20 protein-coding genes are annotated in these 24603 nt (G+C 60.8%); 3 read left to right on the forward strand and 17 right to left on the reverse strand.

The genetic code is table 11. The features are described 5' to 3' along the window. Position 1 precedes the first annotated feature (1 nt). Genes AGR2A_RS17240 through AGR2A_RS17260 form a run of 5 tightly spaced genes read right to left on the reverse strand, consistent with a single transcriptional unit; the run spans position 2 to position 6262 of the window. On the reverse strand, positions 2-1135 hold the full coding sequence (locus AGR2A_RS17240) for a DUF917 domain-containing protein (protein ID WP_004438394.1): 1134 nt from the start codon (positions 1133-1135) through the stop codon (positions 2-4). Continuing rightward, positions 1128-2684, reverse strand: coding sequence for a hydantoinase/oxoprolinase N-terminal domain-containing protein (locus AGR2A_RS17245; RefSeq protein ID WP_072493680.1), 1557 nt, complete (start codon positions 2682-2684; stop codon positions 1128-1130). Before AGR2A_RS17245 ends, AGR2A_RS17240 begins: the two co-directional genes overlap by 8 nt. Positions 2685-2701: 17 nt before the next feature. Further along, positions 2702-4348: a nickel ABC transporter ATP-binding protein NikE gene (gene nikE, locus AGR2A_RS17250; RefSeq protein WP_072493607.1), complete on the reverse strand. Its 1647-nt coding sequence runs from the start codon at positions 4346-4348 to the stop codon at positions 2702-2704. A 4-nt stretch (positions 4349-4352) separates the two neighbouring features. Continuing rightward, positions 4353-5234, reverse strand: a complete 882-nt coding sequence (locus AGR2A_RS17255; protein WP_072493608.1) for an ABC transporter permease — start codon at positions 5232-5234, stop codon at positions 4353-4355. Next, complete coding sequence (locus tag AGR2A_RS17260; RefSeq protein WP_072493609.1) at positions 5234-6262, reverse strand: ABC transporter permease; 1029 nt, start codon at positions 6260-6262, stop codon at positions 5234-5236. The genes AGR2A_RS17255 and AGR2A_RS17260 overlap by 1 nt, the downstream gene beginning before the upstream one ends. Positions 6263-6397: 135 nt before the next feature. Here AGR2A_RS17260 and AGR2A_RS17265 point away from each other — a divergent pair, with 135 nt between their 5' ends. Continuing rightward, the gene (locus AGR2A_RS17265) at positions 6398-8749 is read left to right on the forward strand and encodes a helix-turn-helix transcriptional regulator (protein WP_072493610.1); all 2352 of its coding nucleotides are present in this window, start codon (positions 6398-6400) and stop codon (positions 8747-8749) included. A gap of 3 nt (positions 8750-8752) precedes the next feature. Here the strand turns inward: AGR2A_RS17265 and AGR2A_RS17270 are convergent, their stop codons facing one another. The 10 genes from AGR2A_RS17270 to AGR2A_RS17315 are packed head-to-tail and all read right to left on the reverse strand — an operon-like array spanning position 8753 to position 19657. Next, the gene (locus tag AGR2A_RS17270) at positions 8753-9463 is read right to left on the reverse strand and encodes a ribonuclease activity regulator RraA (protein WP_003506768.1); all 711 of its coding nucleotides are present in this window, start codon (positions 9461-9463) and stop codon (positions 8753-8755) included. Between the two features lie 34 nt (positions 9464-9497). After that, on the reverse strand, positions 9498-10295 hold the full coding sequence (locus AGR2A_RS17275) for an NAD-dependent epimerase/dehydratase family protein (RefSeq protein ID WP_072493611.1): 798 nt from the start codon (positions 10293-10295) through the stop codon (positions 9498-9500). A gap of 10 nt (positions 10296-10305) precedes the next feature. After that, on the reverse strand, positions 10306-12030 hold the full coding sequence (gene araD, locus AGR2A_RS17280; protein ID WP_034498313.1) for an L-arabinonate dehydratase: 1725 nt from the start codon (positions 12028-12030) through the stop codon (positions 10306-10308). Between the two features lie 37 nt (positions 12031-12067). Beyond that, entirely contained in the window at positions 12068-13147 is a 1080-nt protein-coding gene (locus tag AGR2A_RS17285; protein ID WP_072493612.1) for an ABC transporter ATP-binding protein, read from the reverse strand. Between the two features lie 22 nt (positions 13148-13169). Continuing rightward, positions 13170-14213, reverse strand: coding sequence for a carbohydrate ABC transporter permease (locus tag AGR2A_RS17290; RefSeq protein ID WP_037091040.1), 1044 nt, complete (start codon positions 14211-14213; stop codon positions 13170-13172). Beyond that, complete coding sequence (locus AGR2A_RS17295) at positions 14206-15174, reverse strand: carbohydrate ABC transporter permease (RefSeq protein WP_004438359.1); 969 nt, start codon at positions 15172-15174, stop codon at positions 14206-14208. The genes AGR2A_RS17290 and AGR2A_RS17295 overlap by 8 nt, the downstream gene beginning before the upstream one ends. A gap of 57 nt (positions 15175-15231) precedes the next feature. Beyond that, a complete protein-coding gene (locus AGR2A_RS17300) occupies positions 15232-16503 on the reverse strand; it encodes an ABC transporter substrate-binding protein (RefSeq protein WP_004438356.1) in 1272 nt (423 codons plus the stop codon). 22 nt (positions 16504-16525) lie between these two features. Then, on the reverse strand, positions 16526-17599 hold the full coding sequence (locus tag AGR2A_RS17305) for a Gfo/Idh/MocA family protein (protein WP_072493613.1): 1074 nt from the start codon (positions 17597-17599) through the stop codon (positions 16526-16528). Beyond that, positions 17596-18612, reverse strand: coding sequence for a Gfo/Idh/MocA family protein (locus AGR2A_RS17310; protein WP_034498321.1), 1017 nt, complete (start codon positions 18610-18612; stop codon positions 17596-17598). The genes AGR2A_RS17305 and AGR2A_RS17310 overlap by 4 nt, the downstream gene beginning before the upstream one ends. After that, complete coding sequence (locus tag AGR2A_RS17315; protein ID WP_072493614.1) at positions 18605-19657, reverse strand: Gfo/Idh/MocA family protein; 1053 nt, start codon at positions 19655-19657, stop codon at positions 18605-18607. The genes AGR2A_RS17310 and AGR2A_RS17315 overlap by 8 nt, the downstream gene beginning before the upstream one ends. Before the next feature lie 103 nt (positions 19658-19760). Here AGR2A_RS17315 and AGR2A_RS17320 point away from each other — a divergent pair, with 103 nt between their 5' ends. Both AGR2A_RS17320 and AGR2A_RS17325 read left to right on the forward strand, forming a co-directional pair. Then, positions 19761-20474: a GntR family transcriptional regulator gene (locus tag AGR2A_RS17320; RefSeq protein WP_034498325.1), complete on the forward strand. Its 714-nt coding sequence runs from the start codon at positions 19761-19763 to the stop codon at positions 20472-20474. A 33-nt stretch (positions 20475-20507) separates the two neighbouring features. After that, entirely contained in the window at positions 20508-21428 is a 921-nt protein-coding gene (locus AGR2A_RS17325; protein ID WP_072493615.1) for an SMP-30/gluconolactonase/LRE family protein, read from the forward strand. A 24-nt stretch (positions 21429-21452) separates the two neighbouring features. On the opposite strand, the gene AGR2A_RS17330 is transcribed toward AGR2A_RS17325, so the two are convergent. Both AGR2A_RS17330 and AGR2A_RS17335 read right to left on the reverse strand, forming a co-directional pair. Further along, positions 21453-22766: an HlyD family type I secretion periplasmic adaptor subunit gene (locus tag AGR2A_RS17330; protein WP_072493616.1), complete on the reverse strand. Its 1314-nt coding sequence runs from the start codon at positions 22764-22766 to the stop codon at positions 21453-21455. Further along, complete coding sequence (locus AGR2A_RS17335) at positions 22753-24600, reverse strand: type I secretion system permease/ATPase (RefSeq protein WP_072493617.1); 1848 nt, start codon at positions 24598-24600, stop codon at positions 22753-22755. Before AGR2A_RS17335 ends, AGR2A_RS17330 begins: the two co-directional genes overlap by 14 nt. Positions 24601-24603: the final 3 nt, after the last annotated feature.

The following is a 24603-nucleotide window of genomic DNA, read 5'->3' on the forward strand; positions in this document are numbered from 1 at the left end:
GTTAGGCAGCCTTGCTGACCGGAACGGGCAGCGGTGAGAAAGGAATGTCCGGATAGCCGAAGGCCGCCGGGCCAACGACCTCAAGCGCGCGGGCGCTGCGCAGCAGGTCGTGACAGGGAATGGCGATGACGGCCACGCGCTGGCCGTAGCGCAGCACTTCGGTGGTGATCGGATAACCGGTGTCGACATCGAGCAGGACGATCAGATCGGGAACCGTCACTTCCACCTTGCCGTCACGGGAAAACAGCAGGAATTCGTTCTGGATGGCGACGCCCGCCGTCTGGCCGGCGCAATCGTCGAAGCCGGAGAGCGTAAGATCGCCGACGGCGAAACCGCCGCGAAGATGGCGCTTCAGATCGGTGATCTTGCCGTTGAAGATGCGCCGCCCGCCTTCGAGCGCGCAGACTGCAGCAATAGGGTCTTCCTGCTGCTTGCGGGCACGGATCACCGCCTCACCGATGGCAATGGCCTTGGTGTAGGTTTTCGGAATGCCATACTGGTGCACGTAGTGCGCCTGCATCGGCGCGGTCGCCAGCATCGCGCCGCCGCCCTGCGAGACGACGCAGGCGCGCGCCATGCGCTCGTGCCAGACCTCGGAAACGGCATGGCTGAAGATGACGGCATTACCGTGCAGATCGCACATCACCGAGGGCGTGGAACTATGGCCATAGATGGAGAAGGTGGTCATCTGCATTTCCGGGAATGCCCGGCCCATGCCGTCGCAATCGAGGATCGGCAGGCCGCCCAGCGCCGCCGTCACCAGCGGGTTCATGGAATTGGAACCGCCGATTTCCTCGCAGACGATGGCGTCAACTGGCGTGCGGATCAGCTCTTCCATCGCCCGCAGGCAACGCAGGCCTTCACGGCCTTCGCGAATGCGCTCGACGCCGACGACGGGCGCGCCGATACCGCCGATGGACATGCAGAGCGCGTCCGGCTCGATGGCGTCGGTTGCGAGAATCTTCATCTCGTAGCCGGCCTTCATGGCCTCCAGCGCCAGAAGCTTCCCGAGATACGGATTGCCGCCGCCGCCCGTGCCGAGAATGCCTGCGCCGATTTCCAGTGCGTCGAGATCTTCACGCGTCAGCGTCCGCAATGCCGCCTCGTCATATTTCAGCTTGCGTGTCTCAGCCATGATTGGCTCCCATTTCTCCAACAACTTTCACATGAATGCGGGTGGCGTTGCCGGGCAGGTAAGCCAGCGGCATATCCTCGCGCTCGATTACTTCGAGCGTCGCGGCAATCGCGCCGGCGGCAACCGCCTTTTCGCGGGCCTCCGCTTCTGCCTCGGCCAGTGCGCTCTCGCGCGTGCGTCCATCGACGAGTGAGAAGACCCGGTCGGTCTCACCGCTGATCTGCGCAATGGCCGCGCCAACGGCATTGGCCACCGCGAAATTCTCAGGCCGGATAACCTCAAGATCACCGATGCGATCCGGCATCAGGATGGAACCGCCGCCAACGGCGATAACCGGCACTGGTGACGATGAGATGCGGCTGCGCTCCACGCAGGCTTCAAGCATGTCGTTGATCTTGTTGACGGCCGCATCCACGAGCTTTTTGTCGAGGCTGGAAACCAGCTTTTTCTCGCCCACATCCGCCTTGCCGGAGGCAACCGCGATATCGGTCGCTGTCAGGGTCGAGCCACCGAAGCAGAGCGCCTCGCGGCGGACGCGGTAACCGACGGATTTCGGCCCGACGGTCAGGCCGTGATCGCCATTGACCACAAGCGAACCGCCGCCGAGACCGATGGAAAAGACGTCGGGCATGCGGAAATTGGTGCGGACGCCGCCAATATCCACCGTGGTCGAGGCCTGACGCGGGAAACCGTGGGACAGCGAGCCGACGTCCGACGTGGTGCCGCCTACATCCACGACCACGGCATCCTTGAGACCGGTGAGGAAGGCCGCACCGCGCATGGAGTTCGTCGGACCGGAAGCGAAGGTAAGCACGGGGAAACCGCGCACTACATCAGCCGCCATCAGCGTACCGTCGTTCTGGGTGATATAGAACGGGCAGGTGATGCCCGCAGCCTTCAGCGCTTCGCCGAAAGCCGCAACCGTGCGGTCGGCAAGCGACAGCAGGCTGGCATTCATGATTGCCGCACTTTCGCGTGCAAGCAGGCCATGGCGGCCGATATCCTTGGACATCACCACCGGCAGGCCGGGGCAGCGCTCCTGCAGGATTTCCTTCGCCCGAAGTTCCATCGCATCATTGATGCCGCTGAAAACGCAGGTGACGGCAGCGGCCTTCAGGCCCTTGGCGCGAATATCCGCACCGATACGGACGATTTCGTCCTCATCGAGCGGTGAGATTTCACGACCGTCGAATTCGTAACCGCCACGCACCTGATAACCGTGGTTGCCGACGATTTCCTTGAGATCATCCGGCCAGTCGACCATGGGCGGCAGGCCGGCACCGGACGGCAGGCCGAGCCGGATGGCTGCAACCTCGTCCATATGCCGGCGCTCGATCACCGCATTGGTGAAATGTGTGGTGCCGATCATCACGGCACCGATGCGCGCCCTGTCTATGCCCGATGCCTCGATGACCTTTTCAAGGGCTTCGATGACGCCTGACGTCACATCCTCTGTCGTGGAGGCCTTCACCCCCGCCAGAACGGTCTTATCCTGCAACACAACGGCATCGGTATTCGTGCCGCCGACGTCAATTCCAACGCGATACACGTCAGGCTCCTCTTTCATCAATCGGTCGTTCTGACGAGGAAGCGCATGCGCTCTTCCTCGGTCACCGTGGGTTTGAGACGTTCTTCGTCGTCGGTGACGACGGGGATGACCGCGATCAGGGCGCGGGTATAGGGATGGGCCGGTTCGGCAAAGACCGCCGACGTCACGCCCTCTTCGACAATCTCGCCCCGCAGCATGATGGCGATGCGCGAACAGAAATTGCGCATCAGCGACAGGTCGTGCGAGATCATCAGATAGGTCAGGCCAAGCTCCTCACGCAGCTGCAGCAGAAGGTCGATAACCGTCTTCTGCACGGAGACATCGAGTGCGGCCGTTGGCTCATCGAGGATGAGAATTTTCGGCTCGGCCGCCAACGCCCGGGCAATCGCCACACGCTGCTTCTGGCCGCCGGACAGCTCATGCGGATATTTGCCGAGATAGGATTGCGGCAGCCGCACCAGCCCCATCAGTTCCTGCATGCGGTTTTCCCGCGCCTGCCTATCCATGCCGATGGATTTCAGCGGCAGGGCAAGCGTCTGTTTCACCGTGCGCTTCGGATTAAGCGAGGTGCCCGGGTTTTGATAGACGATCTGCGTCAATCGCTTGCCGCGCGCAGGCGCGGGAGCGTCAATGACAAGATTGCCGGAGGTCGGGCGCGAAAGGCCCATGATCATACGGGCGACGGAAGTTTTGCCGGAGCCGGATTCACCGGCCAGGCCGAATACCTCGCCTTCCTTGAGCGTCAGATTCACATCCCGCACGGCGTGATAACCGTTGCGCCGACCATAAATCTTGTTCAGCCCTTCGATGGTGACGATGGGCGAACGCGTGCTCTGCGCCAGATCGGTGACGCGCGGGCCATAAAGCGGAGGCACGGCATCGAGAAGCGAGCGCGTATAATCCTTGGCAGGGCTATGGAGGATTTGCGTGCAGGGTCCGGTCTCGACGATATCGCCGTGATGCATGACCACGACCCGATCCGCCACCTTGCGTACGACGCCGAGATTGTGGGTGATCATCAAGAGCGCCATGTTTTCTTCGGCGACCAGCTGGTTGATGAGATTGAGGATTTCATCCTGCGTCGTCACATCAAGTGCCGTGCCCGGCTCGTCCGCGATCAGGAGCTTCGGCTGATGCAGCAGGGCAAGCCCGATCAACACGCGCTGGCGCATGCCGCCCGAAAGTTCGGACGGATAGGCGTTCATCACCCGCTCGGTGTCGGCAAGCTGCACCCGGCGCAGAACGGCAGCTATGCGGTTGCGACGCTCGGCCTTGGACGAGTTGATTCCATCGCGCTTGTCGGCGAAGCGCATGACATCATCGAGATGTGTGCCGATCTTGAAGACCGGATTGAAGGAGGAGAGTGGGTCCTGCATGATCAGTGAAAAGGCGGTCCCCTTCAGGGCCTCACGCTCCCTGCGTGGCATGGACAGCACATCCCGGCCATCGATGAAGATGGCACCTGATGTGATCGCGGCGTTTTTTGGCAAAGTGCCGATGATAGCCTTGGCCGTGACGGATTTGCCCGACCCGGTTTCGCCGATCAACGCCACGCGTTCGCCGGCGGCAACCGTGAAGGCGACATCGCGCAGCACCTGCCGGGTGCGGCCGTAATTGGTGAAGGTGACGTTGAGGTTTTCGACCTTGAGAAGCGGTTCAGTCATGGCCTTAGCTTTCCACGTCGAACATGTCGCGCAGGCCGTCGCCCAGCAGATTGAAACCCAGCGTCACGTAAAGCACGGCCGCGCCGGGGCAGAGCACTTCCCACCAGAAATCCGGCATGAACTGGCGCCCGTCGGCGACCATCGATCCAAGGTCAGGCGTCGGCGGCTTGACGCCGAAACCCAGGAAGCTCAGCGTCGCGCCGAACAGAATGACGAAGGCGGCATCGAGCGTCGTCTTGACCGAAATGACCGAAACGCAGTTGGGCAGTATTTCGCGGAAGAGGATGTGTAACGGGCCTCCACCGGCAAGACGTGCCGCCTCGATGTAATCTTCCGAAGCGATGGACTTCGATACCGAATAGATCAGCCGCGCATGCCAGGTCCACCACAGCAGCGTGATCGCGATCATGGCGTTCATCAGTGTCGGTTCCAGCAGGTTGGAGACCGCGAGCGCCATGACTAGCGGCGGCATGGCCAGCATCACATTCGTCAGGCCGCTGATGAGTTTTTCGGTCCAGCCGCCGAAATAACCGGCGATCAGGCCAAGCACAGTTCCGACCGGAACGGAAATGCCGAGCACGCCGATGACGAGAAGCAGCGAGACGCGGAGCCCGAAGATGGTGCGGGAAAAGATATCGCGACCGGCCTTGTCGGTGCCGAACCAGTGTTCCAGATCCGGCGGCATATGGCGGGCGCGGAAATCGACAACCGCGCCGATATGTTTCGGATAGGGCGTAAGCCAGGGTGCGAAGACCGCCAGTACCAGCACCGACAGAAGGATCAACGAGCCGATGACCGCCGCCGGATTGCGGCTGAAGCGATACCACATCATGTAACCGGCGCTTAAGCCCCGATCAGTGGGTTCGAGCATTTTCATATCGGCCATCAGCGAGCCTCCTTGCGGCGCAGACGCGGGTCGATGATCGAGATCAGGACATCCACGATCAGGTTCGCAACGATGAAGAACAGACCGGCCACCAGCACCACGGCGGTCACGGCGTTGAGGTCTTTCTGCAGGATGGCGTTGAGCCCGTAGGAAGCAAAACCACCCCAGGCGAAGACCATCTCGATCACGAAGGCATTGCCGATCAGCGACGCGAATTCGAGACCCATGATCGTCAGCGGCGCGATGGAAGAGAGCTTCAGCAGGTAACGGAAGATGATGACCCGCTCCGGCACGCCGAAGCTTTGCAGGGTCAGCACATGGTCCTTGCGCTGGTTCTCGATCATAGAGGAGCGCGTGATGCGGGTGATCTGGCCGATGCCGGCCATGGAAAGCGCAAAGGCCGGAAGCGCGAGATGCTTCAACGCATCGAGCACGACGTCGAAACGTCCGGCCAGCATGCCGTCGACAAGGATGAAACCGGTGGGGCCGCCCTGCCAGCCAAGCGAATGATCGAGCCTGCCGATGATCGGCCAGCCGGAGAGAAAGCGCGCTGCCAGCAATTGCAGCGTGATGGCGAAGAGAAAGCTTGGGATCGTGACCCCGGTAAGCGACAGGATGCGACCGATATGATCCAGCGGCCGGTCGCGATAATGCGCCGTGATGACGCCGAGCGGGATGGCGACGAGGAACATGAAGATGACCGCGACCAGCACCAGCTCGACGGTCGCGGGAACAGTCTGCGCCAGATCGGTTGTAACGGGGCGCTGCGAAACCAGCGAGAAGCCCAGATCACCATGCAATGCATTGCCGATATAATCGAGATATTGAACGGCGAGCGGCTTGTCGAGGCCCATCTGCCCGCGCAACGCATCCACCTGGTCTTGCGTTGCAGCCGGCCCCAGCGCCATGCGGGCGGGATCTCCCGGCACCACGCGGGCCAGCACGAAAATCATGATGGACAGGGCGATCATGACCAGCACGAAGGTGCCGAGCCTGTTCAAAATCGCGACCAGCGGATGTTGCTGCATCGGTGGAACGTTCCTTGTGCATCGGTTGCCTGAGCACAAGTTTTCACCACATGGCCATTCGAACAATCGCTGAAAGGTATAGTTTTTTAAAGAATGAGTATAGGTTTTTTGAAACCGATATCCTATCCCTTTCCCATGATGCTTCTGCCCCGGCCCCACCTCTGCAATCGCATTGCCAGCGAAACCGCGGGCGTGGTGTTTCTGCGCGCACCGGCGGGTGCGGGAAAAAGCGTATTGCTGGAGACGCTGGCAAAGGAGCTCGGAGCTCAGATATGCCGCACGCACCAGCCGCAAAGCGATAACGCGGTCAATGGCAACCTGCTGTGGGACATTCCAGTTTTTGCAAGGGCGGTACGCATGCCAGCCCCCATTCTGGAGTCGGTGCGTTTCGTCGTCATCGCCTGCCGGCCGGACCAGAGGATCAGCGGCATGGCGCGTCACATCCTGCATCACGGCTCGCTCACCATAGGACCGGAAGAACTCGCCTTGCGGTCAGATGAGGCGGACGACCTTCCACCCGGGCAACGACGGCTGGCGCTCGAGGATTACGCGGGATGGCCGGCCTTTCTTTCGCTGGCGCGCCTGCCGGATGACACGTTATGCGCCGACTATCTGCGCGAAAGCTATCTGCCCCATCTCACGCCCGCCCAGACCGTCGAACTTTCCTTCTGGCTCGAAAACCCTTCCGCCGCCCCAGATGCTGACTGGGCCATGCTTCTGCCGCCCTTTCTGACGGGAAAACCCGACAATCACCACACACTGATACGGCTCCTAACGGTCGCGGCAAGAGAACGCCTCGCCACCTTGCAGGCCGGCAGCGCCGTGGTGGAGGTCGCCTCGGCCTTCGAAAAGGCAGGGCATTCGCTCGCAGCCATGGCGATGCTGCTCGATCGCGGTTACGAGACCCATGCCGCGCAAATCCTCGAACGCGCCCATGGGCGGGAACTGATCTACCGAAGCAGCGTCGACAGGTTTCGCGAAATCATCATGCGGTTTTCGCAGGATATGATCACCTCCAATGAAACCGTCCTTTTCGCGGTTACCCGCGCCTTGCTGAAACAGGGCGAATTGCAGCGCGTGCGCCATCTGCTCGGCAAAAGCCTCGGCTCGGATTACCTTGACCCGCTGAAGGTGCTAGCCCGCGGCTCGCGGTTTTCCTTCGCAGCCCGCACCTTCCGGCTGAACCTGATGATCGCCGAGGACCTGACGCCCAATGACGCGGTGATAACGCGGCTTGGCGAGTTCATGGCGGATTACCCCATGGACGATCACGGGAAATGGGCGGCCTATTACAATGCGCTGCTTGAATTCGAAATCCGCCGTCGCAATTTCCGCGAGGCAGAGGCGGCCGCCGCCCGCGCGCTTATCTATCTGCGCAAGATGGGCGGGCAGCCTCTGCTCGAATTCTTCATCCATCTGCACCAGATCGTGCTGCGGCTGATGAGCGGCGATGTGCTTCTGGCGCGCCGGGCGGCGCAGGAGGCGCGCGCACGGCTGGAACAGGTGCCGCATGATGCCATGCAGGAGTTCCGGATGCTGCGACTGGCGGAAGCCTGCCTTGCCTATGAGGCCGGAAAACCGCGCGACCTGCTGCATTTCGTCGAACATGATTTTGATCATTTCGCCGCCGCCGAAATCTGGCCGAGTCTGATGCAGTTTGCACTGCATTACGCCTCGCAGGTGCTGATCGACCATTTTCCGATGACCGTTCGCCCGGGTTTTCTGGACGGACTCTGGATTCATCTGTCGGAGGGGTTGCAGTTTCATGCGATGATGGAGATCAGAACGGCCATCGCCTATCAGAACGCCAACCGTTGGGCAGATGCCGCAGCGACGCTTTCAGCAGTTCGCATGCCCATGGGCCGTAACTGGGTGGAGAGCGCCCACGAAGACCTCTCCCGCCTGACACGTCGTGATGAAATCGCCTATGTCATGGCCTGGCTGCGCGATGCGGTGCATCTGTTCACACCCCGCGCCTATCTCTCCCGGCAAATCGATGCGATGATCGCCAATCCAAAGGTCACCAATCGCGAGAAGGTCGCATTGAGAATCTGGCAGAGCTATGCCGCGCACCAGCGCCGTGACAACGCCGCCGCCCGCGCGCATATACTCACCGCGCTTGAATCGGCGACCCGCCTTGGCTGCAACGGTGTGCTGTCGGAAGAACGCGTCTTCCTTTCGCCGCTTCTCAACAATCGCCGCATCCGCAGTTTCATCGAAACCTCATCCGATGTCCGCACCGCGCTGTCTATTTTCGCCGCCTCGGTGAACTCACCGCAGGCCCGGGCGCTGCATGGCGGCCTTTCTCAACGGGAAGCACAGATGCTGCAGCTATTGGCCAGCGGCATGTCGAACAAGAAGATTGCTCAGACGCTCAACATCTCGGAAGTGACGGTGAAGTTTCACCTTGGCAACCTGTTCCGCAAGCTGGATTGCAAACGCCGCGCGGAGGCGATCCGCGCGGCGAAAGCACTGGGCTGGTTATGAGGCTCAGCGGTTATTCTTCTTGCGCCATTCGGCAAAGGCCGTCTGGTGCTCTTCCTTGGTGCAGGGGTAAAGGCCGATGATCGTCTGGCCGGCCTTGACCTGCTCTACCACGAAATCCTCATAGGCTGTCATTTCAACCGCTTCCGTCGCCACTTCATCGGCAATGCCGGCGGGGATGACGATGACGCAATCGGCGTCACCCACGATGATGTCGCCGGGAAACACCGGTGCATCGCCGCAGCCGATGGGGCCGTTGATCTCGATGGCCTCGTGTTTGGTCAGATTGGTGGGGCTCGAAGGGCGGGTGTGGTAGGCCGGAATGTCCAGTTCGGCAATGGTGGCCGCATCCCGGAAACCGCCATCGGAAACGATGCCCGCACCACCGCGAACCATCAGACGCGTCACCAGAATATCGCCGGCCGAGGCGGCAGAGGCGTCCTTGCGGCTGTCCATGACAAGCACGTGGCCCGGCGGGCAGGTTTCGATGGCAACACGCTGCGGATGGGCGGGATTGCGGAATTCTACGAGCTGGTTGCGATCCTCGCGGGCCGGCATGTAGCGCAGGGTAAAGGCCGGGCCCACCATGTTCTTGCCCTTGTAGCCCAGCGGGCGAACGCCCTGAATGACCTGGTTTCGCAGGCCGCGCTTGTAAAGCGCTGTCGCTAGCGTGGCGACGGAAATCGTCATCAGTTTTTCGCGCGTTTCATTGTTCATGTCTGTTTCCTCGCAATGGCCGGATGGATGTGTTTCAAGTCCTGTGAATGGGCTCGTCGATGAAGACGCCACCCTGATATTTTGCGATCGCTGCCTCGGGGCCGGGGCGCGGGACGTCGCGCTCGATTTCGGCCCGGTAACGCGCGGCATTGTCGCGCCGCTGCCAGCCGAGAAAATCGACATGGGAATTATCCCACCAGCTCTCGTCATTGGCCGAAACGCCCCAGATAACCGGGCATCCGAGTTTCGGCACGCGGAAGGTGGCCTCGATCAGAGACACGAAGTCACCGTAGCTGAGCCAGGTCGACAACATGCGCCAGTTCGTGGGTTTCTCGTCACAGGAGCCGATACGCACGATAGCCGTCTCCTGTCCGAATTTGGAATGGTAGAGGCTTGCCATTGCCTCGCCAAAAATCTTCGAGACGCCGTAAAGGCCATCCGGCTGAAAGGGTGTCTCCGGACCAAGCTGCTGCCCCTGCGGGTAATAGCCGATCGTGTGGTTGCTGGACGCGAACAGGATGCGAGGTTTGCCGTGCGCCCTCGCCGCCTCGTAGAGATTGTAGACACCACGCAGATTGGCAGCCTCGATGGGATCAAACGCCCTTTCTACGGAAACTCCGCCGAGATGGACGATGCCGTCGCAATCCTTGACCAGATCGTAAACTGCCTGCTCATCCTCCAGCGCGCAGTGGACGAACTCTTCGTGAGGCGCTGGCGAACCGAGATCAACCACATCAGAAAGACGGATGGTTTCGGCAACATGGCCAAGCCGCCCGCGCAACATGCTGCCCAGCTTGCCGCCGGCACCGGTGATGAGCAATCGCTTCAACATGATGGGCCTCTTAGAAAATATCGGGCTCGCCGGCGGAACGGCCAAAATCCGTCTGCAGGAAGTCGAAGTCGCAACCCTGGTCGGCCTGCGTCACGTGCTTGGAGAAGAGATAGCCGTACCCACGTTCATAACGCGGCGCAGGCGCTTGCCATGCCGCCCGGCGCTGAGCGATTTCCTCTTCGCTGACCAGCATGTCGAGACGACGCTGCGGCAGGTCGAGGCGGACGATATCGCCCGTTTTCAGGAGCGCCAAGGGACCGCCAACGAAGCTTTCCGGTGCGACATGCAGTACGCAGGCACCGTAGGACGTGCCGGACATGCGGGCGTCTGAGATGCGCAGCATATCGCGGTGCCCTTTTTTGATCAGCGCCTTTGGAATGGGCAGCATGCCCCATTCCGGGAAGCCGGGGCCGCCGAGCGGACCGGCATTGCGCAGCACCAGCACATGATCGGGCGTCACATCGAGATTTTCATCGTCGATGGCGGCTTTCATTTCAGGGTAGCTGTCAAACACCAGCGCCGGACCCTGATGTATATGGAGTTTGGGGTCGCAGGCGGCGGGCTTTATGACGGCACCGTCAGGGCAGAGATTGCCGCGCAGCACGGCAAGAGAGCCTTCCGCATAGACGGGATTGTCCAGCGAGCGGATGACGTCGTCGTTGTAGACCTTTGCACCCTCAAGGTTTTCGCCCATGCTGCGGCCAGTCACGGTCAGCACGGAACAGTCGAGACGACTTTCCAGCTGCTTCATCAGCGCCCTCAGGCCACCGGCGTAAAAGAAGTCCTGCATCAGATAGTTCTTGCCGGAGGGGCGGACATTGGCGATGAGCGGTGTAACGCGGCCAAGTTCGTCCAGCTCATCCAGCGTCATCGGCACGCCGGCGCGGCGCGCCATGGCGATGAGGTGGACGACGGCATTGGTGGAACAACCCGTCGCCATGGCGACGATGGCGGCATTGCGGAACGCTGCCGCCGTCAGAATAAGGTTAGGGGTCAGATCTTCCGACACCATCTCGACAATGCGGCGACCACAGGCCGCGGACATGCGCTGATGTTCGGAATCGACTGCCGGAATGGAGGAGGCACCCGGCAGGGTGATGCCGAGCGCGTCGGCAATGGCCGTCATGGTCGAGGCCGTGCCCATCGTCATGCACACACCGGCAGAACGGGCAATGCCGCCCTGCACGCCACGCCATTCCTCGTCCGTAACATTGCCTGCGCGGCGCTCATCCCAATATTTCCAGGCGTCCGAACCCGAGCCCAGCACCTTGCCGGCATAATTTCCGCTCAGCATCGGGCCGGCGGGCAGATAGATCATCGGCACACCGGCCGAGATCGCACCCATGACGAGGCCCGGCGTCGTCTTGTCGCAACCGCCCATCAGCACCACACCATCCAGCGGATGCGAGCGGATCATTTCTTCCGTCTCCATCGCCAGCATGTTGCGATAAAGCATCGATGTCGGCTTGGTGAAGCTCTCATCCACGGAAAGCGACGGCATTTCGACGGGGAAGCCGCCAGCCTGCAACACGCCGCGTTTCACATCCTGCACGCGCTCTGGAAAGTGCGAATGACAGGTGTTGAGCTCCGACCAGGTGTTGAGGATGCCGATGACGGGTTTGCCGATAAAATCCTCCTCCGCATACCCCAGCTGCATCATGCGCGAGCGGTGGCCGAAGCTGCGCAGGTCGTCGGGAGCGAACCAGCGGTCGGAGCGGAGTTTTTTATCGGTCATGTCATTGGTCCTACGTTGCGGGTGGTGCCTAAGGCTGTCAGTCCTGCCGGAGCGTCAGCCCGCTCGTCGTGTCGAAAAGGTGGACGTGTTGAAGTGGCGCCGACAGGCGGATGACTTCGCCCGCCGATGTCGAGGTCTGGCCGGAAAGATGCAGCGTTACAGGAGTGCCGTCACCGAGATTACCGTAGAGATAGGACTCGCCGCCCAGCTGTTCCGCCGTGCGCACCGACATGGTCAACGCGCCGCCCTCGCCCGGCTCCACATGGTTCGGGCGTACGCCGAGCGTCACCTTCTGGCCGGGCTTATAGGCAAAGCCGGTCTGTGGCAGCGGGATAGTCTCGCCCGTCGCGATTTTAAGCGCAGGTGTCGCGTCCGAAGACACTTCGCCTGCGAAAAAGTTCATTTTCGGAGAGCCGATAAAGCCTGCCACGAAGAGATTGGCCGGGCGGTTGTAAAGGTCGAGCGGCACGCCAAATTGTTCGAGTTTACCAGCCCGCAAAACGGCGATCTTGTCGGCCATGGTCATGGCTTCCACCTGATCATGCGTGACGTAGATCATGGTGTTGCCGAGCCGCCGATGCAGACTGGAAATCTCACCGCGCATATCGACGCGCAGTTCCGCATCAAGGTTGGAAAGCGGTTCGTCGAAGAGGAACACGCGAGGTTCCCGCACCACGGCGCGGCCGATGGCGACGCGCTGGCGCTGACCGCCCGACAGGTCCTTGGGGCGACGCTCCAGAAGCTGGTCGATCTGCAGCATCTTGGCAACCTGCGCGATCTTCTCGGCGATCTCCTTCTTTGGCGTGCCGATATTCTCAAGCCCGAAAGAGAGGTTTTCGCGCACTGTCATATGCGGATAAAGCGCGTAGGACTGGAACACCATCGCAAGGCCGCGGTCCGCAGCCGGCACCGTATTGACCACATCACCGCCGATGACGATATCGCCGCCGCTCAACTCTTCAAGGCCGGAGATCATGCGCAGCAGGGTGGACTTGCCACAGCCGGAAGGGCCGACGAACACGCAGAATTCGCCGTGCTTGATATCGAGATCAACGCCTTTGATCACATCGAGGGCGCCATATGTTTTTTTGACCTGACGAAGCTCTATACTTGCCATTGTCGTATTTCCTCCCTGAGGATTATTTGCCGCCCGTGGACGCAATGCCGGTGGCGATATATTTTTGCAGGAACATGAAGACCAGCGCGATCGGGGCGAGTGTCAGCACCGTCATGGCCAGAAGATTGCTCCATTCCGTCGTCATCTCGCCCTGGAAGGAGTTAAGTGCCAGCTGCAGGGTGAAGTTGTCGTTGCGGGTCAGCACGATCAGCGGCCAGAGGAAGTCGTTCCAGCGCCACATGATCGCAAGGATCGCGAGAACCGCGAGCGCGGGTGCCGAGAGCGGCAGGATGATGCGCCAGTAGATTTTCCACTCGCTGGCCTTGTCCATGCGCGCCGCATCGAGGATCTCGTCCGGTATCGTCAGCATGTATTGCCGCAGCAGGAAGACGCCCGTGGGTGTCGCCGCACCGGGAATGATGACGCCCCAGAGACTGTTGATCAAACCGAGCTGGCTGGTGATGAGAAACAACGGCACAAGCACGACGGTCTGCGGGATCATAAGCGTACCGACCACCAGCGCCAGCACGGCGCCCCTGCCCTTGAACTGATATTTCGAGAGCGCGAAGGCCGCCATGGAATTGACGATCAGCATGATGATGGTCGAGGTGACCGTGATGAAGGTCGAGTTCCAGAAATAGAGCGGGAAATTGAAGCGCTGGAAAAGCTCGGTGTAGTTTTCCGTCGCGAGCGCCACCTTTTCAGCCGGCTTCAGCTCGTTGAACTGCATCTTCAGCACTTCCGCCGGCTTGGCGGGATCAACCACCTGCGCCACGAGGCCGATACGCCTGATCATGCCGAGCTTGCGGCCATCCTTGTCGACATAGGCCGGCAGCGGATTTGGCTGCCCGTCAACCACCACGGTTTCCTGGCTATAGGGCAGCAGCCGTGGCGGAAAGCGCTGGAGATCGGCTTCCGTCTTGAACGACGAGAGCACCAGCCAAACGACAGGACCGAACATCATCAGCACGGCCACGCCGAGATAGGCGTAGGACAGCCAGTCGGTCCAATGCAGCTTGCCGTTACGGCCGCGGGTACGGGTCAGAAATGCGCCAATCCTAGCCATCGACCTTGCTCCTGTTTGCCCGGAATTGCAGGGCGGTCAGCACCACGAGCACCACGGCGAGCAGCAGCGAAGCGGCAGCCGCAAGTCCGAAATTCCGGGGCGTCCCGGCAAAGCCGGTCTGATAGATGAATTGAATGATGAAGGTCGTCGCCGAACCCGGGCCACCGCCGGTAAAGGCAAAGACTTCATCGAAAGTCTGCACGCCCTTGATGACCGACAGGACGAGAACGACGAGCATGGTGGGCGCAAGCAGCGGCAGGGTGATGCGCCGGAAGATGCGCCATGGGCTTGCCTTGTCCAGCTGCGCCGCCTCGTAGACATCGCGCGGGATCGCCTGAAGGCCGGCGAGGAGAATGAGCGTGTAAAAACCCATATGCGCCCAGACCGACAGGAAGACCGACCAGCCGAAGGCAAGATTGGCCTCGAGCAGCCAGTCCACCGAACCGAGGCCCAGGCCTTCCATCGCCGCATTGAGAACGCCGAAACGCTGGAGTATCCACTTCCAGATCAAGGCCACGACGACAGGCGACAGCAAAACAGGGAAGAAGAACACCGCACGGAAAAAGCCGCGCGCCCGGATATCGCGGTTGAGCACGATGGCCGTGATCAGCGAAAAGCCGACCATGAAACCCACCTGCAGCACGACGAAGAACAGCGTGTTCCAGACGGAACGCCAGAAGAGATCGCGCGCACAGGAATTGGGGTCGAGATAATTCTGACAGGAAAGAAGGACCGAAAAGTTTTCGCCGCCCACCGAAGGGCGCTCGGATAGCAATATGTGTTCGCTGCCGGTCACGGAATAGGCCATGTTCAGCAGGATCGGCAGGAAGGCAAAGACCGCAAAGAGGATCAGGTTGGGCGTCAGAAACACCCACGCAATCCGCCTGTGGCCAAGAACCTTCTGCAGGAAGGAAAAGGGCAGTTCGACAATGCCCATGACGGGCGCAAGAAATTTATACATGAGGGTCCTCCTTCGATCCGGCGCGGCGCGGCATGCGCCGCGCCGGAAGGCGATGGATCACTTCGCCTGTTTCAACGCTTCCTCAAGGTCCGTCTTCGCACGGGCCATGGCCTCATCAACGGTGCTTTCACCGACGATAGCCTGCGTGATGCGCTGGACTGAGATGTTGAACATGGCGCGGTTGTTCTTGTAGCCCTGGTAGGCGTAGGCAATCGGGCTGAGACCGGGGATCTGGTCGAGCCAGGCATTCATGGCCTTCTGCGTCGCAGGCGTCGCACCGGTATAGGTCACGCCCTTGTCAGCCACCGACTTGTTGGCCGGAACGTTGCGGGTGCGCACCGTAAAGTCCAGATAGTTCTCGTCCTGAGCAAGGAAGTTCAGGATGTCGGCAACGATCTTCGGGTTTTTGGTCTGCTTGAAACCGACGATGCCGGTGCCGCCGGGCATGCCGGTGCAGGCTGCGCCACCGCAGGGCTGCGGCACGACTTCCCAGTCAAAGGCATCGCCCACCTGGCTGTCGAAGCGCGCTGTCTGCCAGCTGCCGGAATAATAATAGACCAGCTGGCCGTTGATGAATTCCTGCGCGGCGTCGCGGTAGGTATTGCCGCCCTGTCCGGCCCAGACGTCACGCGCCATGGTGCCGTCCTTGTTCCACTCCACGAACTTCTTCACGAACGTGGTGAAGCCTTCATCGACGAGGATCGGCTTCCCGTCAGCGTCGAAAATCTTCGCGCCGTAAGAAATGGCCGGGCCGGCGATGCGGTGGCCGGAACGGTCGATCGCCATCGGGTAAGGCGTGCCGGTTGCCTTGGCTACGGCATTGGCGGCCTTTGCCCAGTCATCCAGCGTTGCATCCTTGCCGGGAACGGCGACGTTTGCCTGATCGAACAGGGTGCGATTGATGAAGGCGCCGGTGATGGTGAGCTGCGTGTGCATGCCGTAGATGCCCTTGTCGTCAGGGCCGCTGCGGTACCATTTCAGCACGTTGGAGAAATTGTCTTCCCAATATTTCGCGTCCACATAGGGCGTCAGATCGAGATAATAGCGGTTGAGACCGCCAAGATCGGTCACGGTTGCGAAGTCAGGACCGCTGCCGCCGGCGAGCTGCACGGGCAGACCTTCCAGCAGCGCCTTGTAGGGCACGACATCGGTGACGATCTTCACATCGGGATGCTGCTTTTCGTAACGTGCGAGAATATCCTTCAGGATTTCGCAGCCGTTACCGTCATAAGCGCAGGTGAAGCGCACTTCCTGGGCCGCCTGCGCGGCACCGGCAAAGGACGCCGCGCCAATGGCGAGCGCCAATGCCATGCTGTATTTTCTGGTCATCTGGTTTCCTCCCGTTAGATGATTATGCTTTTGCGGATGCGCTCGGAGCCCAGCCCTTGATCCACTCACCTTCGGCGGCGTCGGACAGACGAACCGGCTTTCCTTCCCGGACGGACCGGTAGATGGCTGTCACGAGTTCGATTGACTGCAAGCCGTCATGAACCGTCACTTCCTTGCCGCCGCGTCCTTCCATCGCGTCGGCAATGGCTTCGACAAAACCGGCAAAGCCGTTTTCGCCATCCGCTACGGTCGCCAGAACGGCGTCGATCTGATCCTGTGTCGTCGGGGCGCGGGCGATAAAACGCCAGGTGTCTTCCGCCGGACGATACGGCAAGGTGCCGCTCTCCGCCGTGAAGCCCTCGAAGCAGAAACGAAGGCGCGAGGTGTCTTCGGCCGCGCCGAGCGTGACCGAGCTAGTCGCGAGCGCACCGCTTTTCATGCGGAAGCTGAGTGCTGCGCAATCTTCGGTTTCGATTTTGTTGACCCGCGTATCGGCCATGGCGAAAACTTCCTCGACCGGACCGAGGACGTGGCAGAGAAGATCATGGGCATGAATGGCATGACCGAGGATTGCACCGCCGCATTCACCCTTCCAGGTGCCGCGCCAGGGAATGTCGTAATAGCTCGCGCCACGGTTCCAATGGACTTCCGAGCTCGCGACGAAGGCCTTGCCGGCAAGACCGGCATCGATGAGCGCGCGCATCTGCCGCATCGCCTGTCCGAAGCGGTACTGGAAGACGGGAAACACGCCGCGACCGGTCTTCTTGACGGAGTCGATCAGCGCATTGGCTTCTTCCAGAGAGCGAACCAACGGCTTTTCGCAGACGACGTCCTTGCCCGCCGCATGCGCCTTCAGCGTCACCGGAAAATGCAGGTGCGGCGGCAGGCAGACGTCGATCAGCTGGATGCTCTCATCGGCCAGAACCTCATCGAGATCGGTGGTCAGACGAATGGAGGTATCATCGCCGGCGACGGAGTGGGCGCGCTCCAGATCGAGATCGCAGATCGCCTTGACGACGAAGCGCTTTGGCAGCGCCCGATAACCGGTCAGATGTTGGGCGCCGATGCCGGCGCCGATGATGGCAACACCAATCATTTCGAGGCTCCCTCAGCCTTGGCCTGCGCCTGAAGCGAGAGGTCGCAGACCTTGAAGACGTGTTCCTGCGTCATTGCCGTTTCGGTGCGGTTGCGGATATCGTCGCAGATACGGGCGAAATAGGGCAGGCCAGCACCGGAAGCATCAATATACTCGCAGCGGTCGCCATTCACGAGAACGAGGCGATCAGTGCCTTCGGTGTTGCCGACGTCAACATATTTACGCAGCTCGATGTAACCCTCGGTGCCAAGGATGGTCAGACGGCCGTCACCCCACGTCGGCAACGCATCCGGTGTATACCAGTCGACGCGGATATAGCCGTGACCCTTGTCGCCGCGCAGCACGACCTCGCCGAAATCCTGAAGACCCGGATCGTGCGGGTTGGCGTAATTGGCAACGGTGGCGGACACGATCTCAACCTCGGTCGAGCCGGTGAAGAACATGAACTGGTCGATCTGGTGGCTGGCAATGTCGGTGATGATACCACCGTAGGCTTCGCGCTCGAAGAACCACTTCGGGCGAATCTGGCGGTTCAGGCGGTGCGGGCCGAGGCCGACAGTCTGGATGACGCGGCCGATGGCGCCCTGGGCAACGAGTTCAGCAGCCTTGGTCACGCTTGGCACTTCGAAGCGCTCGGAGAAATCCACGGTCCAGATGCGCTTGGTCTTTGCCACCGTCTGGCGCAGGCGGTCGAGCTGTTCGAATGTGGTGCAACCGGGCTTGTCGGACATGACATCCTTGCCGGCTTCCATGGCGGCAATCGCGAGATCGGCGCGCTTGGAGGGAATATCGGCGATCACGACGAGATCGACGGTGCCGTCAGCCAGCAGCGCCTCTTTCGATGCTGCGCGCGGCACATCCGGGAAGCGCTTGACGAAGCCTTCCACGACATCGGGCTCGCCTTCCGTCCACCAGCCGGCAAATTCGGCGCCGGCATCCAGCAGGTTCTGGGCCATGCCGAAAATGTGCCGGTGCTCAATCCCGAGAGCGACGAACTTGATTGCTTTACTCATCCTGCAGTTCCACTTCCTTGCCGGTGTCGGCCGAGTTGATGATCGCGTCGATCAATCTGTGAGACAAAAGAGCCGCTTCACCGGTGACGACCGGCGCGCGTCCTGAAGAGATGGCGTCTGCGAAATCATCGAAGACGCCCTGATGCCATCCATGCGTGAAAGCCATGGGGTCGGCGCCGCCGCCCGTGCCAGCGGCCGCGCCGCCAAAAGTCTCCTGCCGGCCATCGCGCCAGTCGAGATGCAACAGACCCGAAGCGAGCCGCAGGCTGGCATTGTCGAAGTGCAGCAGGATCGATTCCGCAGCGCCGGGGAAACTTGCGGTGCTTGCCACCAGCGAGCCAACGGCACCGTTCTTGAAGCGCAGTCCGGCAGAAACATAATCTTCGGTTTCCATGCGATGGAACCGCGTCGTCGCAGCCATGGCCTGAACACGGGCCACTGGCCCCGTCAGGCTCAATGCCAGATCGATCGTATGAATTGCCTGGGAGATCAGAACGCCGCCGCCATCGCGCGCCAGCGTGCCGCGACCCGGTTCGTCGTAATAGGATTGCGCCCGCCACCAGGGCACGGAGATTTCGCAGAGGCCTAGTGCGCCGAGCGTGCCGCCATCAACGAGCTCACGGGCTTTTTGCGATGCAGCCCGCATGCGGTGCTGGAAGATGATGCCGAGAGTAACACCTGCCTCGCGACAAAGGGCAACAAGACCGTCTGCTTCCTGCGTATTGCGAGCGACGGGCTTCTCCATCAGGATGTGCTTGCCGGCTTTCGCCAGTTTCCCGACGATATCAATACGGGCATTTGGCGGTGTTGCGATGATGGCGAAATCGACATCCGTATCGCGCGCCGCCTCCTCGACTGAGGAATAAACCGCAACTTCATATCCGGTGTTTTTCGAGGCTTCGGCGGCCAGCGCCTTGGCGCGGCCGGAGCCACCATCGACTATGCCTTTCAGGTGAATTTTTTCAGGGCTTGCCGCGCAGGCAAGCACATGCGTCTTCGCTACCATTCCGGCACCAACGATGACGCAGGTCTTGATATTTTGCATTTCGGGAGCCTCCTTCCCAATGCGCAATCATTTGCATACCGGTATGCCGGTTGTCAACAGACTTGTGTTCCGGTATACCGGTTATGAGAACGCTGGAGGGTATATGCCGAAGATTCCCGTGACAGGCGGCACCGTGCCGACAATGGAGCGACTGGACCTTAACCGTCCGGTCGTGGACCAGATTTATTCCGCGCTGAAATCCGCCATCCTTTCGCGGGAGCTTTTTCCCGGTCAGGCAGTCTCGGAAAACGAAATCGGACAGTCGTTCAATTCCAGCCGAACCCCGGTGCGGGAGGCGCTGAGCCGTCTGCGCGACGATGGTTTGATCGTGACGCTGCCAAGCCGCGGCACCTATGTTTCGAGATTATCGGAAAAGAACATCCGCAGCGCGCAATTCATCCGCGAGGCACTTGAGGTGGCGGCAGTGTGCAGGCTGTGCCAGATCGGCCTGACAGCGGAAGCGGAACAGGAGATCGAACACGCCCTGAACGGCCAGCGGGCAGCAATGCGCAATGGAGACAGAAAGGCTTTCCGCGTTCATGACGACCAATTCCACAGCGCGCTTGCCGCCGCGACGGGGCTTGAAAGACTGGAATCCCTGCTGATCCGCGAGAAGGCGGGGCTGGATCGACTGCGGGCACTCGCCATAACCGACGAAGCGCATATGGCACGCCTGCTTTCCGAACATGAGGCGGTATATGACGCAATCAGGGCAGGAGACGAAGCCCGCGCGACCGATAATTTGCGCAAACATCTGAGACGTGTCCTCGGCATTCTTTCGCAAGTCTTCGAGAACCACCAGGACTATTTCGAGTAATTCTGCGGCATCTTTTTCAACGGTTCGAACATCATGAATACGGCAAATCCCGGACAAGCGCTTGCCATGTCGCAAACGAAACTTCTGTGCGACACGATGAGTACACTGGCGGAATCCCCTGTCTGGGACGAGCGGCGACAGGTGCTTTTCTGGTGCGATATTCTCGGAAAGACCGTGCGGTGCGCAGGTCTTGAGCCCGGCGTCTATCAAGAATGGCCGTTCCCCAGGACGGTTTCAAGTCTCGGCCTTTGCCAGAACGGCGAACTCATCGTCACTTGTGGCATGGACATCGTCATCCTCGATCCGGACAGCGGCAAAACGCGTCTCCTCCATTCCATTCCGGCACCCGAAGGCATCCCCTGCCGGCTGAATGACGGACGGATCGGCCCCGACCGCGCTTTCTGGGTGGGAACAATGCACAATGTGCCGCTTTCGGACATGGAGCCCCATGGCGAGCTTTGGCGGATCACCGAAAAAAGCGCCGAGCGCATGCAGAGCGGGCTGACATGCCCGAACGGCCTCGCTTTTTCTTCCGACGGCTCGATTATGTGGCAAAGCGATTCCGTCCAGAAATGGATACGCCGGCGAAAATTCGACCGCCTGAACGGCACCTTCGATGAGGGCGTACAGGTGGCCCGGATGACCGAAGAAACAGGAAGACCCGATGGCGGCTGTCTCGATAGCAGCGGCAACTATTACAGCGCGGGCGTTTCCGCTGGCGTGTTGAACATTTTCTCGCCCGATGGCAAGCTGACGAACGTGATCGCGGCTCCTGTCCCTCACCCCACGATGCCCTGCTTCGGAGGGCCTGATTTCAGCATCCTTTTCCTGACATCACACCGCCACAACATGTCCGAAGACCGGCTTGAGAAAGCGCCATTTTCGGGCGGCGTCTGGGCTATCCCGACGCAAACGAGAGGGTTCGCCGGCTTCCGTTTTGGCGAAGGTGGATAACGCCCTCAGGTCGGGTTCGGATTCCTAGTCCTCCCGGAAGGCGCGGCTGATCTGGTCCGTCAGCGGTTTGGCGATGTAGGACAGCGCCGTTCTTTCGCTGGTCTGGATAAAGGCCTCGGCGGGCATGCCCGGCATCAGCGGCGCATTGTTCAGCTTCTTCCGCTCGGTAACCGGGACGGAAATCCGTGCCAGATAATAGGAGAGCCCGGTGCGCTGATCTGTCGTGATATCCGCCGCAATGCGGCTGACATGACCTTCCAGCTCCGGCGTGACGCGCTGGTTGAAGGCGGTCATGCGCAGCATGGCCTTTTGCCCCACCTGAAGCTGGTCGATATCTTTCGGCAGGATCTGCACCTCGAGCGCAAGGTCATCTCCGTCAGGTACGATCAGCATGATCGGATCGGCCGGCGTTACGACGCCCCCCACCGTATGCACAGCCATTTCATGCACCGTGCCCGATTGCGGCGCGACGATATCAATGCGTTTCAATTGATCTTCGGCGGCAACCTTGCGCTCGACGAATTCGCCCATCTGGGCCTGTATTTCGCGCAGTTCCCTCCCGACCTCGGTCCGCAATTCCTGATCGATCTGAAGGATCTGCAGCTTGGTTTCGGTGATGCGCCCCGCAGTCTGTGCCTGATAGGCGATTTTTTCGCCGCGCTCCCCGCCGAATGTCGCGGCCTGAGTCTGCAGGCTGTTCAGCCGCTGCACGGAGACGACGCCCTGTTCGCGCAGGGATTTCTGCGAGGCAATTTCAGCCTGCAACACCGCAAGCCCGTTATCATAGGCCACTTCCTGCGCCTTCAGACCTTCGATCTCATGTTCGAACTGGGTGATGCGCTCGGACAGCTGCGCTTTCCTGCCCTCGCGATAGGACTTGCGGAATTCGAACAGCTTCGCTTCACTGCGCATGGCAGAAGCGACATTCGGGTCATCCATGCGCGCGATCAGAGTCCGCGGAAAGGCGAGTTCAAGCAAATCGTCCCGCTCGGCTTCCAGTCGGGCCATCCGTGCAGTCAGTTCGTCCAGGCGCTTGGTCACGATGGCGAGATTGGCACGGGTCTGCGTCGCATCGAGACGCATGACCACATCGCCGGCCTTCACCCTCTCGCCCTCATTCACAAGAATTTCACCGACGACACCGCCGCTCGGATGCTGGACCTTTTTCGTGTACGAATCCACAACCAGATGACCGGAGGCGACGACTGCACCGGCAAGACGGGTCGTCGCGGCCCAGCCCCCGACACCGGCCAGAAGCGCAATGCTTGCGGCGAGTCCCGCAAAGAGATGCTTGCGGATGGAGCGGGAAACGCTGCTGCGCTGATCAATCTTTGACATCCGTCTCTCCCTTCCGGCTGTTCTCTTCACGGCCGTCTTCCGGCCCGGCGGGCCGGGCCTGGGTATTGGCCACGACGCGCAGCGGTGAGACCGTTTGCGCGGATGCGGTGAAACCTTTGCCGCCCTGCCCCTGCGGAACACGCAGCACCTTGGACAGCACCTCGTCGCGCGGGCCAAAGGCCTTCATCCTTCCCTCTTCCATCATCAGGATGAAATCCACCGCACCGATGGCACTTGGCCGATGGGCGACGACAACGGCAATACCACCGCGCGCCTTGACGGAGGCAATCGACCGGACCACTGCCGCCTCGCCTTCCGCGTCAAGATTGGCGTTGGGTTCATCCAGCACCACGATAAAGGGATTGCCATAAAGAGCGCGGGCCATACCGATGCGCTGGCGCTGCCCGGCCGAGAGAGCTGAACCCGCCTCGCCTATATCGCTGTCATACCCCTTTTCGAAACGCAGGATCAGCTCATGTGCGCCGGCAGCCCTAGCTGCAGCGATGATGGCTTCGGGATCTGGGTTGTCCGCGAAACGGGCGATATTCTCCCCGATGGTGCCTTCAAAAAGTTCCACGCCCTGCGGCAGATAACCGATGTGGCGGCCAAGCGCTTCCCGGTCCCACTGATCGAAGCTTGCGCCATCGAGCCGCACCTTGCCGGCGGCAGGCATCCACGCGCCGGTGAGAATGCGCGATAGCGTCGATTTGCCCGAACCTGACGGACCGATGACGCCGAGCGCGTCTCCCGCTGTCACGACGAAACCGAGCCCAGCAACGATGGGCTTTTTTCCGCCCGGCGGAACGATGGTGACATTCTCGACCCGTAATTCCTTCTCTGGCTTCGGCAGGGCCATGGCAGCGGCATCGGCCGGCATTTGCGAAAAAAGCTCTCTCAGCCGTGCCCAGCTCTGCCGGGCGGCCACGAAGGACCTCCAGTTGGAAATGGCGAGATCGACAGGCGCCAGTGCCCGGCCCATCATGATCGAACTGGCGATCATCACGCCGCCGGAGGCTTCCTGCTCGATGACGAGCCAAGCGCCGACAGCAAGAATTGCCGATTGTAGAACGGCCCGAAGCGATTTTGCGATATTGCCGAGGCCGCCTGCTACATCGCCCGCCCTGCGATTGGCGGCGAGATAGGCCTCGTTGGAATTTTGCCAGCGTTTACCGAGCCGGCCACCAAGCCCCATGGCCTGCACCACCTCTGCGTTGCGGCGGGAGGCCTCCAGCTGCCGGTTGCGGACCATGTTTTCCACCATGGTGTCGCGGATTGGTTTTTGAGAAAAGATATTGGTGAAAATTGTGAGCGAGACCAGCAGCACAGCGCCGCCAAGCGCCGTTACACCGATCCAGAAATGGAACAGGAAACATATGCCGAGATAAAGCGGCATCCACGGCAGGTCGAAAAAGGCAGTCGGACCCGTGCCGGATAAAAAGCCGCGTACATTGTCGAGATCACGCAGCGGCTGAAGGCCGTCACCCGGCATGCGGTTGACGAGCGGCAGGCGCACCACGGCGTCATGCACTCTGCGGCAGTAGCGCAAGTCGAAGTCTTCGCCGATACGGATCAGGACACGGGCACGGATGATATCGAGCAGGCACTGGAAACCATAAAGCCCGAGAGCAAGAAGCCCGAGCCCGACCAGGGTCGGCAGACTGCCGCTTGCCAGTACCCGGTCATAGATCTGCAACATGAAAAGCGGCGACGTCAGCGCCAATACGTTGACGACACCGCTGACGAGCGTGAGGCCGAAAAACGTAGTTTTGAGGGGCGAAACGACCGCCGCAGTGAGGGACTGCGGCGGTGTCTGCTGCTGGTTTTGAAAGCCCACAGC

The organism is Agrobacterium genomosp. 2 str. CFBP 5494 (genome assembly GCF_900013495.1).
Taxonomy (GTDB): Bacteria; Pseudomonadota; Alphaproteobacteria; order Rhizobiales; family Rhizobiaceae; genus Agrobacterium; species Agrobacterium pusense.

Bases quoted from the DNA above. Each gene is read 5' to 3' on its own strand.
- AGR2A_RS17265 (WP_072493610.1), top strand. From the start codon at position 6,398: ATGATGCTTCTGCCCCGGCCCCACCTCTGCAATCGCATTGCCAGCGAA.
- AGR2A_RS17290 (WP_037091040.1), bottom strand. From the start codon at position 14,213: ATGGCTAGGATTGGCGCATTTCTGACCCGTACCCGCGGCCGTAACGGC.
- AGR2A_RS17325 (WP_072493615.1), top strand. From the start codon at position 20,508: ATGAATACGGCAAATCCCGGACAAGCGCTTGCCATGTCGCAAACGAAA.
- AGR2A_RS17255 (WP_072493608.1), bottom strand. From the start codon at position 5,234: ATGGCCGATATGAAAATGCTCGAACCCACTGATCGGGGCTTAAGCGCC.
- nikE (WP_072493607.1), bottom strand. From the start codon at position 4,348: ATGACTGAACCGCTTCTCAAGGTCGAAAACCTCAACGTCACCTTCACC.
- AGR2A_RS17240 (WP_004438394.1), bottom strand. From the start codon at position 1,135: ATGGCTGAGACACGCAAGCTGAAATATGACGAGGCGGCATTGCGGACG.
- AGR2A_RS17320 (WP_034498325.1), top strand. From the start codon at position 19,761: ATGCCGAAGATTCCCGTGACAGGCGGCACCGTGCCGACAATGGAGCGA.
- AGR2A_RS17270 (WP_003506768.1), bottom strand. From the start codon at position 9,463: ATGAACAATGAAACGCGCGAAAAACTGATGACGATTTCCGTCGCCACG.
- araD (WP_034498313.1), bottom strand. From the start codon at position 12,030: ATGACCGATAAAAAACTCCGCTCCGACCGCTGGTTCGCTCCCGACGAC.
- AGR2A_RS17285 (WP_072493612.1), bottom strand. From the start codon at position 13,147: ATGGCAAGTATAGAGCTTCGTCAGGTCAAAAAAACATATGGCGCCCTC.
- AGR2A_RS17275 (WP_072493611.1), bottom strand. From the start codon at position 10,295: ATGTTGAAGCGATTGCTCATCACCGGTGCCGGCGGCAAGCTGGGCAGC.
- AGR2A_RS17260 (WP_072493609.1), bottom strand. From the start codon at position 6,262: ATGCAGCAACATCCGCTGGTCGCGATTTTGAACAGGCTCGGCACCTTC.
- AGR2A_RS17305 (WP_072493613.1), bottom strand. From the start codon at position 17,599: ATGATTGGTGTTGCCATCATCGGCGCCGGCATCGGCGCCCAACATCTG.
- AGR2A_RS17300 (WP_004438356.1), bottom strand. From the start codon at position 16,503: ATGACCAGAAAATACAGCATGGCATTGGCGCTCGCCATTGGCGCGGCG.
- AGR2A_RS17330 (WP_072493616.1), bottom strand. From the start codon at position 22,766: ATGTCAAAGATTGATCAGCGCAGCAGCGTTTCCCGCTCCATCCGCAAG.
- AGR2A_RS17310 (WP_034498321.1), bottom strand. From the start codon at position 18,612: ATGAGTAAAGCAATCAAGTTCGTCGCTCTCGGGATTGAGCACCGGCAC.
- AGR2A_RS17295 (WP_004438359.1), bottom strand. From the start codon at position 15,174: ATGTATAAATTTCTTGCGCCCGTCATGGGCATTGTCGAACTGCCCTTT.
- AGR2A_RS17315 (WP_072493614.1), bottom strand. From the start codon at position 19,657: ATGCAAAATATCAAGACCTGCGTCATCGTTGGTGCCGGAATGGTAGCG.